This is a genomic window from Marinimicrobium locisalis, assembly GCF_039822625.1.
Classification (GTDB): domain Bacteria; phylum Pseudomonadota; class Gammaproteobacteria; order Pseudomonadales; family Cellvibrionaceae; genus Marinimicrobium; species Marinimicrobium locisalis.
Genome location: NZ_JBDLLG010000017.1, coordinates 1 through 18,077 on the forward strand (window position 1 = coordinate 1; position 18,077 = coordinate 18,077).

The following is an 18,077-nucleotide window of genomic DNA, read 5'->3' on the forward strand; positions in this document are numbered from 1 at the left end:
AAGCCACCTGGGGTGGGTCAAAATTATTGGCCAGAGGTGGGTCAGTTTAGATGGCCATTAACAATCGGCTCCTTTTGTGTCTGCTAGGTTCTTGGGCCCACCAGGGCGAACAATGCCCCCTGGGGATCGATGCCTTTGACGACAAAGTCTCCACCGGGAATTTCATCAGGGCCGTGGAGGATTTGCCCGCCGTTGTCGACGATGGCCTCACAGGCAATGTCGATATCGGCGCAACGAAAATAGTAATGCCACATCGGTATTGGCGCCTCCTTCGGTTTGGGCATGATGGCGCCAATAAGCCCATTGTGGCGGATAAATTCGTACAAGCCCATCGGGCCCATGTCCATGTCGCCGTCTTTGGTCCAGCCGAACGCCTTGAAGTAGAATGCCTTGGCCGCTTCGGGGTCGGTGGTAGCCAGTTCATTCCAGGCACAGTGTCCCACGCGAGGTTTGTCCGACGCAAAAGCCAGGCTGGCCTCATTGCTGCTGCCCTTCATGACATAAAAGGGAGTGCCTTGCGGGTCGCTGACCATGGCTAATCGACCGACATTGGGAATATCGGTAGGGGGCAGTTGGACACTGGCACCCATCTCTACGATAGTGGCAACGGTTCGGTCGACATCGTCCACGCCGATATAGCCCAGCCACACTGGCTTGAGGCCGCCTTCGCGCATCTCTTCAGTCATTTGCATTAGGCCGCCGACATCATGCGGTGCCCCCGCGTCCTCATCCCGGGCGCTGAGAATGCGGTAGTCCATATTGCGCTGGCCGCTGTCGGTTGCCTGCCAATCCAGAATGGCATTATAAAAGGCAATTGCCGCATTGCTATCAGTGCTGAGTAGTTCGTACCAGATAAATTCGCCGTGTTTGTTGGGCATGGCCTTCTCCTTTATGGTCAAAAGATGAGGGGTAGCACTGCCTAGTCGATGGCCGGCCGAGGATTTCGACAGGCGCAGAAGACCCGAAAGGCCCTCTGCAATGTGGGCATCCCGGCCGGAACACGGTAAACTCGCCATTAGGCCAATGGCTAGATAATAAACAGGATAGATGATGAATAGACTTCTCGTTGTTGCGCTTCTACTAAAAGCCCAACTGTGTTTCGGAGCGAACTTTGAGCAGGATTTAGTGGACGCCGCTATCGACCCTTTCTGACAGCCCCTTAATTGTTCACAATATTGGCGCCGGACCCCGCCTTGACGACATTCTCTTTGCTTTCAAGATAACCGGGCATTATCGGTTTGTTCCCCAAGGGTATCAGGCAGGGCCTACTGACAGTCACCAATAGGCGGCATACAGAATCCGCATTACTCTCAGCATGAATACTTCTGACCTGGCCACCGCCACACCGGATTTTCCGAAACTCCTGATCAACGACCTTGGTTTGCCCAAGCACTTTCTCAAGGCTGGGGGATGCGCTCCTGCGCCTCCTCCAGTGCCGCGACCAACCGGCTTGAATGGAGAGGCCTTGTAATTTCAGTGGGGAAAGGACTACCCTTTCCTATAAGGTAAGCTGTTGGTATCTCATAGGCTTTTTCAGCTTCTTGGCGGGAGTGAAAAAAGACGGATGCTACAGCTTGCCTCTCTTATTTTGTAGGTTGTCGCACTTAGTATATGAATTCGGGAGTCCTAACGATCCAAGGCCGCGGGACACTTCTTTAAGCCGTTTGGCATCTTCCCTATGCCGACCCTGGCCGTTAAGGAGGAGAATATATGGATTCAACAATCATCGCTGCGCTGATATCCGCTGCAGCGTCCATTGTCGCGGCGATCATAGGCAATGCAAGATCCAGTGGGGCGGAAAAAGGACATCCCAACCTGTTGATACCGAGACGCAATCAACGGATGTGGATCATTGCTGTTTCCGTCCTCCTTGGCTGGCTAATCTTCGCCGCGCTTTTCCTACACTGGGATTTGGCAGGAATGAGCGTTCTGGCAATCCCCGTAGTGATGTGGACCTTTGCTGCTGCATTCCCGATTCGGCCTTCCATCGCAGTTGCTGCCGTTCTTTTTCTCTTCCCGTTGGCGTTCACTGCGGAACCTATCGGTAAATGGCGCCGCGGAATGAGCTTCGATAACCACTTCGACGCTGGTGTGGTAGGAACCTTCGTCGGCATAGCATTTGGAACTGCGCTTATTACATGGATCATAGCTTGGTGGCGATCAAAGTCGCTTCCGAGGGAAACCCGAGACGAACAGCTGGCTCCGAACTCCGGAACCCTGGCCAAGGACCTTTCAGAACTTTCGGCACTTCATAAAGCAGGCGCTCTTACCGAAGAAGAATTCGTTCGTGCTAAAGAGAAGTTGCTGTCCAAGCATTGACATTAGCATTGCGGAAAAGGCCTAGCCGGTCCCTGACGCTAAGCTTCAGCTGGAACAGAGGCTCGCCAACAATTGCATGGAGGCGGGACGCTCAGAGCTGAGGCACCACCCACTGGACAATGTCGTTGCTTAAGTCATTGAGGCACTTTCCCGTGGCCGAGCAGACGGTGTGGGTAGTACCCATGTCCAGCACACTGCTGCTGGGCGTCAGCTCGGTCAACGAGGCGAAGCCACAGCTGTGTGTTGCGGTAACCAGGCTGCCGGGCTCGGTGGCGTGAATAAGCCCCGCCGTCACCTTAACCGCCGGCAGGTTGGAGCTGGAGTCCATCCCGAAGGTGAACTCTTCGCTGCCCAGCGCCAGGCCTTCTATATCGATGGCCAACACGGGTGTGTCACCGCCCTGGATTTTGTCGACGGTGCTTACCGCCTGCATAGCCAGCCCCTGCTTTGCGGCGCGCTCAAGGATTTTGCTCACCAGGCTTTCCTCGATCTCACAGGGCAGTTCTTTCTGGACGTAGTTGTAGCCCTCAATGTTAAAGCCCAGGTTTTCGTTCAAGTAGATTTGGGCCGGACGCTCGTCGGCCGATACGGCCGTCGCCAGAGACCCCAGCAACAGCAGCGCAAAGAGATTCAAAGGTTTCATGGTCAAGTTCCTCCCATCGGGGTGGATGGCTCCGGCCCTTAGACCGGCCCCCACATTCGTAATATAGAGCTTACGGCCCGGATTGCAATAACCGTTACCAACCGGCTTGGGTGAGACACTGTCCAGGCCTACGTGTGTTTTGAGGCATTCACGATCAGCCGCCCCAATGAGGGCAAAAAATCCGGGTGTAAGCTGGCCTCAGGCTCATTTAATACCATCGGCATTTGATATTTATTCGTATTTTCAGTCGCGCTTGATAGGGCTTTTAATCGGCTCTATACGAATTACATTAACGCCCTTCGCTTGCACGCAACAAACGTTAATCTCTTGCTTTATTGTGACCTGTGTCTACTCTTCTAAGTGAAGCTCGGAAACGAATTGTTCAGTGAATCCGCTCAATGTGGCGCATTATCACTCAACAAGGTACTGAAGTTTCCCTCAAGCTTCCAATGAATAAATGAAAGTGCTTTCAAGGATAATCACAATGAACGTTCCTCCCCTGAGCTGTTCACACCGCTTCACCATCACCGCCGCCTTGGCTACAGTCATTTACCTAGCGGGCTGCTCTGCAGATGAGAAACCCGAACAGGTTCATTCCCCCCAAACCGGGGAAGCGGCCGCTTCGATACAGCTAAGCCCGCACCTTCCGCTCGAGATTACCGTCACAAAAACGCCGCCAACGTTGGAGTCACTTCAGCATGATTTCGATGTATTTTCTTGGCAGTCGTTTATTGCCCTGAACTGGCCAGCCAAGCCCGACGGGAGCCCGGATACTGATCGGACGATCGGCGACGGTAAAGGCGGCCCCGTAGTGTGGCAACAGTGGAAAGAAAGTAGGGATTTGTTTCTGCCCGATGGCCGCAAGCCGCCCGACTGGAATCAACCCAACCAGCTGCCTGACGTTTGCCGGCACCTTGAGCCATCAAGCGCTCCTGCCAACAGAATGGAGCTAACGCAGGTGGGAAAGACCCCCAACCTTCTGGATGAGAGCGAAGAACCCTTTCAGACAGGGCCTCTGATTGATCAGAACGGCCAATATACCCGCTATGCCATCCTGACCAACGAGACCATGTTCAATTATGTACTGGACAATGAGCTCTACAGTAAAAAGGGCCAGAAGGCGTTTGATCAGGACGCGGACTTTCCTTCAAGCAACCCCAAAGAGAACAAAACCGGCTCGATCATGCTGAAGGCCGCATGGATCAAAATGGGAGGACAGTACGATCCCGACGACTTCCACACCCGTGAGGCATTGGTGTACAACAACCCCGACGAACAACCCGGCGTCGAACCGGCCTGCTCACTGGAGCAAGTGGGACTGGTGGGTTTTCATATTGCCCATAAAACCGAAGATGAGCCCCAGTGGGTCTGGTCGACATTTGAACATGTGGCCAACGCGCCCACAAAAGACCGGGACCGGAAGCGGGAGGCCTACAACTTCTTTGACCCGGACTGTAAGGATTGCGACATCAATGAGCCCCCGGCACGCCCCTGGAACCCCGGAACGCCTCACTCCCAGCCCACTCAGGTTGAGCGGGTGACGCCGATCACCCGCGAGGCTCAAGCTCTGAACAAACGCTTTCATGCGGCGCTGGAGGCCGCCGCTCCCGGCTCCGTCTGGACAAACTACGAGCTGGTCAGCACCCAGTGGCCCACGGATGCCGACAGTAAAACCGACCCCACCGGCGCACCCGCCCCCTCCTTTCTGGCCAACACCACGCTTGAAACCTACATTCAAGGGCACACTCCGCAGGGGTCCAGCAACTGCATGGGGTGCCACGGTAACGCCGCCGACACCAATGGGCGCGCCTCTGACTTCACTTACCTGTTGCAGCGTGCCCGGTAGTGCGGGCTTGAAAAGAGGACTATGAAATGAGCAACGAAATGAGCGAAGAGATGAAGCGGTTTATCGGCCTGAGCGCGGTGCTTACCGGCTTCTCAAAAAGTATTCTGGCACCGGGCATTGACCCGGTCGACATCAAATCGGACTACTTGCCGTTTTTCCGGAAGAAGCTGGCGGAGGAGTTTAAGGATTCGGACCTGTTCGACACCCTCCTGAGCACTTTCAGTGATCTGAGCGCGAAAGGCCTCACGGACACCCAAATAGGACAGCAGTTGTTGAATAACGACAACGGGGATTTTGTTACCGCCTGCCGAAAACTGATCTTCATGTGGTATTCCGGTGCCTGGCCCACCATTATTTCCGCTCGGGACGGTCAGCCCGAAAGCACGGTGAGCACCCTGATCTCCGCCAAGAGCTATACTCAGGGTCTGGTCTGGCAGGTAATGCAGTCCCACCCGATGGGCTCTTCCAATTACCGCTATGGCTACTGGGCCAAGGTGCCGCCCGAGCTGAGCGCCTACACCGGCCATGACAACCAGACGCAGGGAGCGAAGCAATGAGCGAGAACACCCACTACGATGTCGTTATCGTTGGCTCCGGCATTGCCGGAGCCATTGTGGCCTACCAACTGGGGAAAGAAGGCAAAAAAGTCTTGATTTTGGAAGCGGGCCAGAAGGTTCCGGCCAACCGCAATCACTACCTGGATACCTTCTTCAAGGCCAACGCCAAAACGCCCGAGTCCCCTTACCCGCCGACCACCCAGAACCCGGACGCGTCGACGAGCGACAACCCGCTGGGGCTGCCAGACCCGGCTACCGAAAATGCCCCGCGCTATACCGTATTGCAGGTTCAGCCTTGGCAGAACGCCCGGCAGTGCTACTTCGAGTACACGCCGAATGATCGCAAGCTCGCTCCGGATTCTCCCGAGGCGAAATTTGCCTTTGCAAGCTCTTACGAGCGTATCGGGGGCGGCACCACCTGGCACTGGCTCGGCACCTCCCTGCGACTGTTTCCGCAGGACTTTGAACTCAAGTCCCGCTATGGCCAGGGGGTCGATTGGCCGGGAGGTCGTGATTTTTACCAGGACCTGGTCCCCTACTATGAAAAGGCGACCAACGAGATTGGCGTTGCAGGAGATAAGGCATCACTCGACAGGCTCTACAAGCAGTTTGAGGTGGCGCCCGACGGGCACTACGGAGCCGAGTACGACTACCCCATGCCGGGTATCGAAGAAACGCTTGTGGACAACGAATACGTTGAACCGGTGAGCTCACTATCGGTCGACGGCAATCCGCTGTATGTCACGCCCACTCCGCAAGGCCGAAACTCACGGCCGGGCGAGAGAAGGCAATGCGCGGGCAATACCAACTGTATTCCCATCTGCCCAATCCAAGCCAAGTACGACGCCACCGTCACGCTCGCCCGCGCGTTACAGACGGGGAATGTGGAGATTCGCTACCAACACGTGGTAAGCAACATACGCTTGGATGAGGAGACGGACGAGGTTATCGGCCTGGACTATCTCCGGTATGAAGATGATGAAACCAAAACCCGGGCTCCGGAATCTGGGGCGGTCACTGCCGAGCGCTACGTACTGGCCGCTCATGCCATCGAGACGCCCAAGCTGCTTCTGATGTCAAACAAGAACAAAAAATTCCCCAACGGGGTGGCCAACAGTAGTGATCAGGTGGGGCGCAACCTCATGGACCACATTATGTATCTGGCCTGGGGGCTCGCCAAGGACCCCGTTTACCCGTATCGCGGCCCGCTATCCACCGCCGGCATCGAATCGCTGCGCGATGGTGGGTTCCGAAAATCCCGCTCCGCCTACCGCATCGAGATAGGTAATGAGGGCTGGCAGTGGGCCGCGGATGACCCTTTCACCACGCTGGCGGATTTCGTGTTCGGTCAGAACAACAGCCAGCTCAACGGCGACTCGGTCAACGAACACGGCCAGCCCCTTCGTTGGGACCACTCGTTGCCGGCCGGCAGCGCTCTCTTTGGAGAGAGCCTGGTAAACACCTTAAACGGCATCTACACACGCCAGTTGAGGCTGGGCTATCTGATTGAGCAACTGCCGGACCCCGACAACAGAGTGGAGCTTTCGACCACCGAAACCGACCACCTCGACCTCCCAAGGCCCAAGGTCACCTACCGCATTCGCGAAGACTATGTACGCAATGCCTTCGTTTCAGCCAAACAGGTCTCAAGCAAAATCTTCAAGGCCATCGGAGCGCTGGAGTACACTAAAGCTCCACCGCCACCCCAGTTTGATACCGAGGCATCCAAACAGACGCCCACCACCTTTCAATACCAGGGCCAGAACTTTACCTTCTACGGCGCGGGTCATATCGTGGGGACCTACCGCATGGGCGACCGCAAAGAGGATTCGGTACTCAACAGACGCCAACAGTCCTGGGACCACCCGAACCTGTACATGGTCGGCAGCGGTGTTTTTCCCACTGTGGCAACCGGCAATCCCACCTTAACCATCGCGGCGCTTGCCTTTCAGGCAGCGGACAATATTCTGGAGGACTTTTCTACTCATCCCAAACGTTAACCCGTCCAACAAGGAAATTCTGATCAGTTTCTGGAAAGGCGGCGCCCGCCCTCCAAGTTGGGGGCGAGCGCGCCGCCTCTGTTCGGCCTTCCGGTTGCAGCTGCCTTTACGTGACCGGCCGGCCTAAAGGCTCTAGCCAAGAACTCGCCAGAGTGGCTCCGTCGGATTGCGTATACTATATTTTTCTATAGCTAACATTGTTGAGCGGAAGGTTGCGAGCTTATTTACCTTTTCAGTGTTGGTGGTAGGGATCACCTCTTATGCCGCCCCTCGTCTCTTCCAGAGGCACATGGCCGGCGTTATGCGATCAGATTTCCCACAAGAAGAACACTGAGTAAGGATTTAGAATCATGAACTTCCGATACTTTCTTGCTACATTCATAACCTTTCTGGGTGCCTGCAGCACTCAACCGGTACCAGTACAACCTTCAGGGTTAGAGGTCTCCCATGATTGTACAGATGGATTATTCAATGGCTCTAAAGAGCGGGGGTTCGAAGAGCATGTCATCCGTATAAACCGTGACGGCCTTCTGATATCACAAGTAAAACCCTCTAGAAGTGACAGCGATATCAATGAGCTTCTCGACCAGACAAAAGCTGATTCCATGTACAAGAATATTTTCTGCGAGGCTGAAAACTTCGCGCGACATAGAAGCAATAGCGATTCCGAAACTGTGGTCAAATTTCTGGTTTACGTTCATGGCGGTCTGAACAATTTTGACTCTACGGAAGAACGGATTGTAGAAAGGCAGTTGCCCCGAAAGATTATGGACGAAAGCCACGAAGATAACTGGCACTATCCAGTGTTTGTATCATGGCCCTCTGGACCCGTATCCACCTACTTTGAGCAGTCATTCCTTATCCGAGAAGGCCGCAAGGTTAATCCGGCGATTGGCCTCGCGAGTTCCCCTTTTGCAATAGGGGCCGATATTTTCCGAAGTGTAGGAAACTATCCGGCTACCGCATACTATCAGTTATCCACTGAGAAAGATCGTTTTAGTTCTGCTTACAATTCTAGCTGGCTGTCTCAAGCGTGGAAAGACGCGGTCATGAGGTTCTGCAACGTGGAGAGGACCAACAGAACCCTCCAAGCTCCCAAGGATTGTGAAACCAACACCCTACCTCCCGATAGGTATACTGTGAAGGCCAACCTCAGCGGCTACTACGTGACTCCCTACGAGCGCTTCTGGCGGGGGTTGGGACAAACCGTAACTGTACCTTTCAGATATACGTTGTTTTCGCTTTGGCACAGTGGCATATCAGAATCGGCATGGGACAATATGAAGCGGCGAACGCAAAACATTTTCTCCCCTCCTTACGATTTTCATACCGATAAGACCGAAGGAGTCGCCGGCGGGAGTTTCTTTGAAGCTTTGCTCGATCGAGCAGATGAAGTTCAAGACAACTCTTCGATGCGCTACCAAATCACGCTGGTTGGCCACAGCATGGGTGCGATCGTTCTGAACACTGCCCTCGAACGCCATCAGGCTCAATGGGCCAACTCCGGCGCGCTGAAGAACATTGTCTATATGGGGGCAGCGGCGAGCATTGGGGACACGCTCGGCTCGTTGGCTCCTTTGCTAACTGACGCCACCGAGAACGAGAAGCCAATCAATTTTTACAACCTGACTCTCAACCGGGTTGCTGAAGTGTCTGAAACACACGGTTGGGGCGTGGTTCCCTTAGGTTCTCTGCTGGTCTCAATTGATCAGCACTACGAAAACCCAGAGCACCCCCTAAGGCGGACCATCGGATCAGAAGTAAATGTCCTGTCATCCATTGACGTGATTGAGCGGCGCTTACAGGGACTGGAGGGGGATGTGGTGTTTAAGGCGTTTGACCGCTGCACAGGTTACGCTCCCAGCGAACACGGAGATTTTGGGAACATGGCGTTCTGGCGTGAGGCGGCATGGAGTGCGGAAAACACCAGCTGCGCCCAACGGAACTCGATTTCGGAACGCCAGCGCAACTAAGATTCACTACGCAGCGAAGTACTTCTATCTATCAGAAGGTACGAAATTATACATAAAAGGATTATTACTTTTATTCAAGATCTTATTGAAAAGTAGTTAATAGAAATCCTGGTTGAGAATCACGTACTAGGCAGGATCAGCGCCAGAAAGTTGGATTTTTAGAGGTAGCTTTCATGATTTTTAAAACAGTCAACCAGCATAAAAAAGGAATATTATTACTATAAATTCCAATAGACGCCATACCGAGAATGAAGGCAACACCTATGGTATAAACAAAGCCACCGAAGGAGTGAGTCATGAACAGCAGAATTTTTATCATACTTTTTTACTTTCTAATATTTTTCTCTATGCAAAGCTTTTCTGATGGCAGAACAGATAAAGCAATTTTCACAGAGAGAATACAAGCCATTGAGGATAAATGCGACAGCAACAATTGTGGCACTGAAGATCTAAAGGAGCTAAAAGAGAAATCTAGTGCACTTGACGAACTAAATGAGAAATTTAAGTTCGGCGTAGCAATAGGCTTTGAGCATTACAAGGACGGATATATAACAGACACGGAAACGCTGGGCGACAATAGAACAGTAAGAGTTTCTGCTAGCCAGGACTACAAACCCTCCATATGGTTGGAAACGCACTATGTATGGGATAGATGGGGAGGGACACATTCTGCTCCGGGCTTTTATATTGGTGCTCGCTTACTTGGCCCGGATTCAAGTATTTTTGAGGCATTCAGCTTTGGCCCCATGTGGTCCTTTAAGCGCACGCGTATTGGAGATACTCCTCCAGAAGGGCAAATAGCCGAATCCATCAATATCGGGTTAGGTCCTGTATGGCACAAAACAAATAGGCTAGCTTTCGGCATCACTGAAAACGAGGCGCTTTCAGAAAATTTTAACGATGTACAGCTAGATTCGAGAGATGAGGTTAGCTGGATGTTGATGATATCTGCCGGATTCTAAGGTTAGCACAGCACCAATATTTCCGCCAAAATCAACTATTGGGCCTAACCTCCGTTTGGGTCCCATGAAGGTCTATAGGGTGGCACCGAACGTTCATCGTCCGCCGGTAACCAGTGAGAAATAGACGGGGCCGCATAAGCGCCCCACCTTTCTTCTTACAGGGTATTGCTATATGGCGTCTATTGTGGCAATTTGACGCCGTCAATGTACTGACATAACCAAGGTTGCAACCCACCAAAATGCAAGATTTTATTAGAAGGAAATCGTATTTCGCCTGTTCCTTATTAACCTCCAAAGAACAAGTGGTTGCGGCATCCTCCGAAGTAATATCGGGCTTCGATTGAGGCGAAATAAAGCATGCGTTAACCACCAATATTACATTTCGTAAGAGTATGCTATGAACTGGGAAATAATAAATGGAATCACCGGAATAGTTAGTGCTATCGGTGCATTCAGCGGTATTGGATACATGGCGTCGGGCACCCCAAAAACACCTCCATCCAACGGGGTCCTGAGTTTACATAAACTAGCATCATTTACCATTGCTTGCTGTGGATGGGCGCTAGGTTGTCTGGCTTTTCTTTGGATAGCCGAGCCATACGGGCCACTTATGATGGGTAGCGATTATAGGCAATTCTTTGGTATTATCCTCGCTTTTCCGGCCCTAGTAATCTTCTTTTTCGGTGTTGGCTTACTACAAGACGGAGAACGCACCTGCTCAAGCAAGAAGAGCGCGCAGAAGGCGTGCACCCTTTCTTAAAGAGTTAGGCCAGAATCGATTTATGAAAAAATGTACCGATCGACCCAATCCGTACCTGATGGCGCTAACGACTGCCGTGCTTTCTGGCTTGATTTCTGTAGGAGCAGCGTACTTTACCTTCAAGCTACAATCTGAGCAGCTAGTGGCCACAAGGAGCGCAGAGATGAAATCCCATGCGTACTTGAACTTCCTAGACAAGGCTGCCGAAGGCGAGATTAAGGCTGTGAGTCAGATTCAGCATGCAGGAAAGCTTTTAGAAAGGTCAATTACAGATGGCGAACTTCAAGAAGTAGAAGACGCTATTTCTCAGATCCCAGAAAACCTTAATACCCAACTACTAGTTGATTTAAATGCCGAGTTTAACTTGCTGCGGGTTGCCGGAAGTCAGAAGGTCAGGAAGACCATCGACGACTTATACTACGTGTTAGCGCATAGGTATCGAACGCTAGAGTTAGCTGACTACCCCATAAAGGTACAGAAAATTTTTGTTGGGATGCATCCCAACATTAACAACATTAGAAGAGGACAGCTTAGCGCGGAAGGCTGGGAGCTTCGCAACACCCTTGCACGCTTGGGGGAGAGCGACCATGAGTACATCGAGTTAAAGGTCAGTGACGAGGAGCGATTCTCGATTGTTCTAGCTGCAGCTATATTTGAGCACCTCCTAGATCTTGTTGTTGCAGAGCTGGACGCCGGACCCAGAAACACCTAACAGCATACGGCGCTTACGGAGGCCTATCTCAGTCAAAACACCCCCACTGCTCGCCCATTGTCAGTAAGTCACCAGAATGGATCGAAATTGGCGGCCTTACTTTCCTCTCAGATACTGTTTACTGGTGCCTGCCGGTGTCGCTCGTGGGGCTTTGAATGTACACACGTAGCCGTGGTGGCTATCTACCAAAAGGCGCGACCTTATGAAAGGCAGATTGTATTGCGCCCCTCCTAAAAGTACCTTTGACAAACAAGTGGTTACAACAGCAAGCGTGAGTGATGTCGCACACATGGTCTTACACATAACCTAAGAAGGTACTATTTATGATTGAGAGATTACTAGAAATGGCGTTCTCAGGGACGATTGGAAACTTTACCTATGATCGAGTTAAATCGCTATTGAACACACCTAAAGATGATAAAGATCTGGAATCAGAAAAGGAAGAGCCAAGTCTTGACCCAGATATCAAAGATAAATTCGGATCCAATATTATCTATAAGAACAACTATCGAACATTTGACATTGTTCACGACTTGTATGACATTGTGGGCCTCATTAAGTCTCCAATGGTTCATATAGTAATCGAAGACCAACCGTCCTCCGCATGGCACCTGCCTTTGGTTGTCGTCGAAGATACCGCTTCAAGAGAGTGGTACGTATTTTCTAAAGGCCGCATGGCATTTGAAGGTTCCGGGGGCGGCCTGGCAAACTCCAAGGAATTATTGCGATACCTTATAAACAATAGAATTAGGTTTTCAGGATGGGTTCTCGATTATGTAAACTCGGAGAAACTTTCTCAGGGCTGCTTGACCTGGCCTGCGCTAAGGGACCAGTGCTTGCCACTCATCTCGTATAATAAGAATCAATTTTTTACAAAATACGTAGTAGAAGTTTTTGGTGAGTTATCCAGTCCTAATAGGTAACTCAAATAAACTCCAACTTGCAGTGGCATAGTATGCCCAGCTACCTGTCGTGGCATAGTGATTTTGGCCAACTGACTTTGAGGAACACTGACACTTTGACCCACTTCTATTTAGTCTTTGAAAAAATCCCATTTTTGTGCACTCAACCCTTTATTTAGGTGCAAGGTTTACGTAAACTGGTTGCATATCCAGCTTCTGTAGCTTGGCCGTTTTGCTTTCCGTTACGCAATGCTCTGTGTCATTCAGGTTCGTGGCCTCGGCGGAAAATGTGCCAAAAGTTTGCCAAAGAGGGTGGATAGCGAAGAGGAGGAGGCCGAATGCAATAGCAGGCCTCTTTCATACATAAAAGGCGCTAGCCTTGGGTGCGCCAACACCCAAGACCAGCTAACCATCACCGACTAACACGGAGTCGATAATGGCTGACGCGAAGTTTACTCAAAATACGTCCAGCTGTCACAGCCTTCAAGCGCTGACAGCCCTCCCCACCCTTAAGCCGGTCATGTTCTTTGACCCGGCCGCCAATACGCTTGATTTGGTGGATACCGCCACTCACCGGCTGGGCGCGGCCCAGAAGCTACTGGAGCTCACCGCTTCCTGTCATTTGCAGGACGCCGATAGTCAGGCGCTTGGGGTGGTATCTGAAGCGGCCTACTTGCTGCTCTCCGACGGTTACGACCTATTCCAGGCCCTGACGGCCAGGGCGCTGGAGCCAGCGGGAGAAAATTAGCCGCGGGAACGGCCACCTGTCGGTGGCCGGGGTTACGCTCCGGGCTCAGCCGTTGCCGGTGAGCCCGGAGCGAGGCTAATCATCCACCAGGGCGCGGTAGAAGCTGCATACCTGCTCGGCGTATACACACCAATATTCGTGTTGTATCAGCACGGCGGCGGAGGCGTTTTCGAGGCGCTGAAGCGCTGCCAGCTCCGCTTCCAGTTGTAACCAGGCTTTGGCCACTGCCTTTAGCATGTCCGCTGGGCTGTAGCCGACCTGCTCCGCCCACTCCACCAGTTCCCCGACGGGGTACTGTGACGTCATTTCAAACCGGCAGAGACGGTGTTTTACGGTATTGATTAACGACATAAATCACTCCCTGTGAGGTTTTCTAACGTCTTCGACAGAACCGGCACGCTTGAAACCGGCTCGGTTGTTGGAATTATCGCACACTGCGTAGCGGCGCGCCTCTCGGTAGCGCCCCTTTCATGACGGTCCTTACGGAGACCCTTAGGCAATTCTTCCATCAAATGGCGATCTGTCGCAATATTCGTCTGGCCTGGGTCTTGGGAAATGATGCTTAGGCCCAGGAGGTCAAAAGAGCGGCTTAAAGAAAGGTGTATAATGCAACGTTTTCTGAACAAGGGGTGATTATGGAAGTCCGGGATATCAGGGTGTTTATACCCAGCAAGGATTACGAAGCCTCAAAATCCTTCTACCAGGCTCTCGGTTTCAAGATGTCACCAGCCTCTGAAGATCTATCAATATTTGAGTCGGGCAACAGTACTTTTTTTCTTCAGAGGTACTACAACAAGGATTTTGCTGACAACCTGATGCTTCAGCTAATTGTGCCGAATATCGAGGAAGCATATGCCAGCCTATCGAATATTCGTGGCCATAATTTCAGGTTCGAGCCCATCAAAGAAGAGCGCTGGGGAAAGGTGATTTATATGTGGGGTCCCTCCGGGGAGCTTTGGCACATCACCGAGTTGTTCAACTAGCAAGCTCCGATGTTAGAACCTTGACACCATACGGCCAGGCCCGGTGTTTATCGGCGAGCCCAGCCCTGGTGGTGGGGTCAAACATGTGAAGCCAGAGACCTCCAATAACGAATGGCAAGTTCGCTGTCAGCTTGGCTGAGCACGTTACTTGACGATTTCATCTCCCAACACGTCATATAATTGCGCGGTGCTTGATCTCACAAATAAATTGACATATAGTTGAGCGCTCAAACATCGCGCAAAAGGGGCAGATATGACGAAGGAAATAGAAAGCGGGCTGGTGATAAACCTCATAAACCTGCAAAACAAGATTCAGAAGCGCGTTGGCGGCGCACTTTCTGTTCACGGGATTGGCCTATCCGACTACCTCGTCCTGAATCAGCTATACAGTGCGCCAAGTGAGAAAATGCGCCGTAGTGATCTGGCTGAGCGCGTTGGCTTGAGCCCGTCCGGCGTGACACGCCTTCTCAATCCTATGCAGAAAATTGGGCTGGTGGAAAAAGAAGCGAACCCTCGTGACGCCAGAATCAGCCTTGTTGCGCTTTCAATTACGGGCAAGAAAGTGTATGAAGAGGCGCGAGTGTCGTTTGAACATGCCTCAGCCACACTGCTTGACCCGCTCGGTGCCGAAAAACGAAGCACACTTTCTGAGCTATTGAAGGTAGTGCTAAAGGTGTAGCATTTCGCACCTGTGTTAGCTCTTGTATTACACGTAGCAGGAACTAGACACTATTTCACACGCTCTCGATCGGGAATGTGCCTTGGGCGCTCCGGGAAAGCTCAATACAACGTACAGGGGAGCGTTGCAAAAAAAAATTCTCTTTTTTGTGTTTAACATACGGAGATCGACATGTTTAAAAAATCAGCAATTGCGGCCATTGGCTTATTCTCACTGGCTTCTGGTGTAGCGAATGCCGAAGGGAATTACTTTGGCGGCAATATTTCCTCCCTGGACTATACCGAAGATTGGGTTGATGCTTCTCTGACGACTGCCTATGGACGCCTCGGGACTCACTTCAATGAGAACTTCTCCGGCGAGCTCCGTGTAGGCTTTGGTATTGGCGAGGATTCCGCGGATTTCGGCGGAGGCGAGTTGGACGTTGAGCTCGATAGCCTGTATGGCGCTTATGTACGAGGCGGCATCCCCGTTTCCGAAAACTTCTTCCCCTACGTGGTTGTAGGCTACACCAGAGTCGAGGCTACGCTTTCCGTCTCTGGGTTCGGCGACTTCTCTGAATCAGACACTGATGCGTCATATGGGATCGGTGCTGACCTGAATGTGAGCCAAAACATTACCCTTAATGCAGAATACATGAATTATTATGACAGCGATGGTGCTGAGATTTCCGGTTTTGCTATCGGTATCGCAAGCAGCTTTTAAGCGCTGGAAAAGTGCCGGCGGGGCCTTAAGCCCCGCCGGCAGCACCTTAAGGATAGCGTGGACCAAACCACGAACCGTACCAGAAAGCTAGAAGCAGTACCCCCCCTGAAAACACAACTGATATTGATTCGCATCTTCAATAATGATATAAACGCCTCCTTATTCTCTTAAGGTCCGTTCCCGCCTGCCCTGCCAGGCCCGATTTCCGGAGATACGATGAAGATGTTTGCCCGAAACGCTCTGGCGCTGTCCGTGGCTGCGGCCATGATCAGTGGCGCCGCCCACGCCCAATCCACCCCCGGTATTGAGACGGTCACCGTTTACGGCGAGCCCGGCAAGACCGAGGCGGCCACTAAGCTGAACCTGTCGATTTTTGAAACCCCACAGATGGTCTCGGTGGTTTCTCGGGACCAGATGGATGATTTCTCCCTGAATGAGGTCAATGCCCTGCTGGACTACGTCCCCGGTGTGACCGTGGAGCATGTGGAGACGGACCGCACCTATTACACCGCCCGGGGCTTCGATATCGTCAACTTCCAGTATGACGGGGTGGGCGTGCCGTTTTCCTATGGGCTAACCCAGGGGCATGCGGACACGGCGATTTACGAGCAGGTGGAGGTGGTCAAAGGCGCCACAGGCCTGACCACGGGGCTGGCCAACCCCTCGGCCACCATCAACTATGTGCGCAAGCGCCCTACCGAAGAACTGCAGGCGACGGTGTCCGCCTCGGCGGGGAGCTGGAGTCAGTATCGGCTGGAGGGCGATGTGTCCGGGCCGGTTGTGGAGGACCGGCTGAACGGCCGAGTCGTGGTGGCCCAGCAGGACGGTGACTCTTACCTCGACCGTTATTCCAAGGACCTGACGGTATTCTATGGTGTGCTCAGCGGCGAGCTTACCGACCATACCCGTTTCACCGTGGGACACAGCGTTAATGACAACCACAACGAAGGCAACTCCTCCGGCGCGCTGCCGTTGTTTTACAATGATGGCTCACTGACGGACTACGACGTCTCGACCAACACCAGCCCGGACTGGGCTTATCAAGACGTGCAACAGCAACGGACCTTCGCGGAGCTGGAGCAGGACCTGGGCGAGCGCTGGCTGTTGAAGGCCATCCTGACCCGTAATGTTCAAGACAAGGAGTGGGAGACGTTCTACCTGTCCGGCGCGCCGGACCCGGCCACCGAGGAAGGCTTGGTGGGCGTGGCCAGCTATTACGAGGCCCAGGACGAAGAGAACGTCGCCGATCTGTTTGTGAGCGGAAGCTTCTCGCTCTGGGGCCAGGATCACGACCTAGTAGCCGGTATCAACTTGGCGGATATCAAGCTGACCGCCCGCTCGGTGTATGCCAGCGAATGGGCGGGTTACGATGACCCCGTGGGCGGTGACTGGGCCCTGGGCAACACGCCCCGCCCGGCGTTTGATATCGATGACCCGGCGAACTCCTCCACCGATATTGATCAAACCCAGGATGCCTACTATGTGTCTTCCCGCCTGAACCTGAACGATGCCGTATCAATACTGCTCGGTGCCCGCCACGTGGACCTGGAGCAGAGCGGTATCAGCTACGGCGCGCCCCAAGGCGTGTCCGATGCGGAAACCGTGCCCTACGCGGGCGTCACCTATGAAGTGCTGAGCGGCACCATGCTCTATGCCAGCTACAGCGAGGTGTTCAAACAGCAGACCTGGGTGGATGCAGACTTGGCGCCGCTGGGCCCGGTGCAGGGTGAGAGCACCGAAGCGGGTGTGAAGCAGGGGCTGTTTGACGGCAATGCGGTGCTGACGGCGGCGCTGTTTCAGTCTGCCCAGGAAAACTTCGGCGAGTGGTTCGCCCGGGATGTGGATACCGGGTTGAACCTTTACCGTGGAGTCGAGCTTGAGAGCGATGGCTTTGAGGTAGAGTTGACCGGCGAATTACTGCCCGGTCTGAACCTAAGCGCGGGCTATACCCAGGTGGAAGTAGAGGATGAAAACGGGAACGACACCCGCCGGTTCATCCCCACCCAGCAATTCAAGCTGGCCCTGGCCTATCAGGTGCCTGCCGTGCCGGCACTGCGTGTGGGCTCGGGCGTCAACTGGCAAAACGAGATCTACTATGCCAATACCGAGGTACAGGGCAGCTACGCACTGGTGGACCTGTTCGCGCGATATGAACTGAGCGACAACCTGAGCTTGGCACTGAACATCAACAATGCCCTAGATGAAACGTACCGGCAAAGCCCGCAGTGGGGCCAGGCGAACTTTGGGGCCTCGCGCAACGCTACCGCCTCGATCACCTGGCAGTACTAATG

The 18,077-nt window shown here is 53.0% G+C and carries 16 protein-coding genes and 1 pseudogene; 14 read left to right on the top strand and 3 right to left on the bottom strand.

What is annotated here, in order from left to right; genetic code table 11:
• Positions 1-83: 83 nt before the first annotated feature.
• Positions 84-878 carry a VOC family protein gene (locus tag AAE514_RS11660; protein WP_347331720.1) on the bottom strand — a complete coding sequence of 265 codons (795 nt, stop codon included), beginning with the start codon at positions 876-878 and terminating at the stop codon, positions 84-86.
• A gap of 281 nt (positions 879-1,159) precedes the next feature.
• Between AAE514_RS11660 and AAE514_RS11665 the strand changes: the two are divergent.
• Positions 1,160-1,285: pseudogene (locus tag AAE514_RS11665) on the top strand (DUF1287 domain-containing protein); the annotation flags it as partial.
• Between the two features lie 425 nt (positions 1,286-1,710).
• Entirely contained in the window at positions 1,711-2,319 is a 609-nt protein-coding gene (locus tag AAE514_RS11670; protein ID WP_347331721.1) for an SHOCT domain-containing protein, read from the top strand.
• Between the two features lie 91 nt (positions 2,320-2,410).
• On the opposite strand, the gene AAE514_RS11675 is transcribed toward AAE514_RS11670, so the two are convergent.
• Positions 2,411-2,962 (bottom strand): hypothetical protein, encoded by a 552-nt coding sequence (locus tag AAE514_RS11675; RefSeq protein WP_347331722.1) that lies wholly within the window; start codon positions 2,960-2,962, stop codon positions 2,411-2,413.
• 484 nt (positions 2,963-3,446) lie between these two features.
• Here AAE514_RS11675 and AAE514_RS11680 point away from each other — a divergent pair, with 484 nt between their 5' ends.
• The 8 genes from AAE514_RS11680 (at position 3,447) to AAE514_RS11715 (ending at position 13,422) form a co-directional block, all read left to right on the top strand.
• Positions 3,447-4,808, top strand: a complete 1,362-nt coding sequence (locus AAE514_RS11680) for a hypothetical protein (RefSeq protein WP_347331723.1) — start codon at positions 3,447-3,449, stop codon at positions 4,806-4,808.
• Positions 4,809-4,834: 26 nt separating this feature from the next.
• A complete protein-coding gene (locus AAE514_RS11685) occupies positions 4,835-5,365 on the top strand; it encodes a hypothetical protein (RefSeq protein WP_347331724.1) in 531 nt (176 codons plus the stop codon).
• Positions 5,362-7,365 carry a GMC family oxidoreductase gene (locus tag AAE514_RS11690; protein WP_347331725.1) on the top strand — a complete coding sequence of 668 codons (2,004 nt, stop codon included), beginning with the start codon at positions 5,362-5,364 and terminating at the stop codon, positions 7,363-7,365. The genes AAE514_RS11685 and AAE514_RS11690 overlap by 4 nt, the downstream gene beginning before the upstream one ends.
• Before the next feature lie 350 nt (positions 7,366-7,715).
• Positions 7,716-9,338, top strand: coding sequence for a lipase/acyltransferase domain-containing protein (locus AAE514_RS11695; RefSeq protein WP_347331726.1), 1,623 nt, complete (start codon positions 7,716-7,718; stop codon positions 9,336-9,338).
• Between the two features lie 296 nt (positions 9,339-9,634).
• Positions 9,635-10,300 carry a hypothetical protein gene (locus AAE514_RS11700; protein ID WP_347331727.1) on the top strand — a complete coding sequence of 222 codons (666 nt, stop codon included), beginning with the start codon at positions 9,635-9,637 and terminating at the stop codon, positions 10,298-10,300.
• Between the two features lie 923 nt (positions 10,301-11,223).
• Positions 11,224-11,772 (top strand): hypothetical protein, encoded by a 549-nt coding sequence (locus AAE514_RS11705; protein WP_347331728.1) that lies wholly within the window; start codon positions 11,224-11,226, stop codon positions 11,770-11,772.
• Between the two features lie 323 nt (positions 11,773-12,095).
• Positions 12,096-12,695, top strand: a complete 600-nt coding sequence (locus AAE514_RS11710) for a hypothetical protein (RefSeq protein WP_347331729.1) — start codon at positions 12,096-12,098, stop codon at positions 12,693-12,695.
• A gap of 415 nt (positions 12,696-13,110) precedes the next feature.
• The gene (locus tag AAE514_RS11715) at positions 13,111-13,422 is read left to right on the top strand and encodes a hypothetical protein (RefSeq protein ID WP_347331730.1); all 312 of its coding nucleotides are present in this window, start codon (positions 13,111-13,113) and stop codon (positions 13,420-13,422) included.
• A gap of 75 nt (positions 13,423-13,497) precedes the next feature.
• On the opposite strand, the gene AAE514_RS11720 is transcribed toward AAE514_RS11715, so the two are convergent.
• Complete coding sequence (locus AAE514_RS11720) at positions 13,498-13,773, bottom strand: hypothetical protein (protein ID WP_347331731.1); 276 nt, start codon at positions 13,771-13,773, stop codon at positions 13,498-13,500.
• 248 nt (positions 13,774-14,021) lie between these two features.
• Between AAE514_RS11720 and AAE514_RS11725 the strand changes: the two genes are divergently transcribed.
• The 4 genes from AAE514_RS11725 (at position 14,022) to AAE514_RS11740 (ending at position 18,075) form a co-directional block, all read left to right on the top strand.
• On the top strand, positions 14,022-14,405 hold the full coding sequence (locus AAE514_RS11725) for a VOC family protein (protein WP_347331732.1): 384 nt from the start codon (positions 14,022-14,024) through the stop codon (positions 14,403-14,405).
• Positions 14,406-14,658: 253 nt separating this feature from the next.
• The gene (locus tag AAE514_RS11730; protein WP_347331733.1) at positions 14,659-15,084 is read left to right on the top strand and encodes a MarR family winged helix-turn-helix transcriptional regulator; all 426 of its coding nucleotides are present in this window, start codon (positions 14,659-14,661) and stop codon (positions 15,082-15,084) included.
• 171 nt (positions 15,085-15,255) lie between these two features.
• Positions 15,256-15,786, top strand: a complete 531-nt coding sequence (locus AAE514_RS11735; protein WP_347331734.1) for a porin family protein — start codon at positions 15,256-15,258, stop codon at positions 15,784-15,786.
• A 216-nt stretch (positions 15,787-16,002) separates the two neighbouring features.
• A complete protein-coding gene (locus AAE514_RS11740; protein ID WP_347331735.1) occupies positions 16,003-18,075 on the top strand; it encodes a TonB-dependent siderophore receptor in 2,073 nt (690 codons plus the stop codon).
• Positions 18,076-18,077 lie beyond the last annotated feature (2 nt).

Bases quoted from the DNA above. Each gene is read 5' to 3' on its own strand.
- AAE514_RS11660 (WP_347331720.1), bottom strand. From the start codon at position 878: ATGCCCAACAAACACGGCGAATTTATCTGGTACGAACTACTCAGCACT.
- AAE514_RS11670 (WP_347331721.1), top strand. From the start codon at position 1,711: ATGGATTCAACAATCATCGCTGCGCTGATATCCGCTGCAGCGTCCATT.
- AAE514_RS11675 (WP_347331722.1), bottom strand. From the start codon at position 2,962: ATGAAACCTTTGAATCTCTTTGCGCTGCTGTTGCTGGGGTCTCTGGCG.
- AAE514_RS11680 (WP_347331723.1), top strand. From the start codon at position 3,447: ATGAACGTTCCTCCCCTGAGCTGTTCACACCGCTTCACCATCACCGCC.
- AAE514_RS11685 (WP_347331724.1), top strand. From the start codon at position 4,835: ATGAGCAACGAAATGAGCGAAGAGATGAAGCGGTTTATCGGCCTGAGC.
- AAE514_RS11690 (WP_347331725.1), top strand. From the start codon at position 5,362: ATGAGCGAGAACACCCACTACGATGTCGTTATCGTTGGCTCCGGCATT.
- AAE514_RS11695 (WP_347331726.1), top strand. From the start codon at position 7,716: ATGAACTTCCGATACTTTCTTGCTACATTCATAACCTTTCTGGGTGCC.
- AAE514_RS11700 (WP_347331727.1), top strand. From the start codon at position 9,635: ATGAACAGCAGAATTTTTATCATACTTTTTTACTTTCTAATATTTTTC.
- AAE514_RS11705 (WP_347331728.1), top strand. From the start codon at position 11,224: ATGAAATCCCATGCGTACTTGAACTTCCTAGACAAGGCTGCCGAAGGC.
- AAE514_RS11710 (WP_347331729.1), top strand. From the start codon at position 12,096: ATGATTGAGAGATTACTAGAAATGGCGTTCTCAGGGACGATTGGAAAC.
- AAE514_RS11715 (WP_347331730.1), top strand. From the start codon at position 13,111: ATGGCTGACGCGAAGTTTACTCAAAATACGTCCAGCTGTCACAGCCTT.
- AAE514_RS11720 (WP_347331731.1), bottom strand. From the start codon at position 13,773: ATGTCGTTAATCAATACCGTAAAACACCGTCTCTGCCGGTTTGAAATG.
- AAE514_RS11730 (WP_347331733.1), top strand. From the start codon at position 14,659: ATGACGAAGGAAATAGAAAGCGGGCTGGTGATAAACCTCATAAACCTG.
- AAE514_RS11735 (WP_347331734.1), top strand. From the start codon at position 15,256: ATGTTTAAAAAATCAGCAATTGCGGCCATTGGCTTATTCTCACTGGCT.
- AAE514_RS11740 (WP_347331735.1), top strand. From the start codon at position 16,003: ATGAAGATGTTTGCCCGAAACGCTCTGGCGCTGTCCGTGGCTGCGGCC.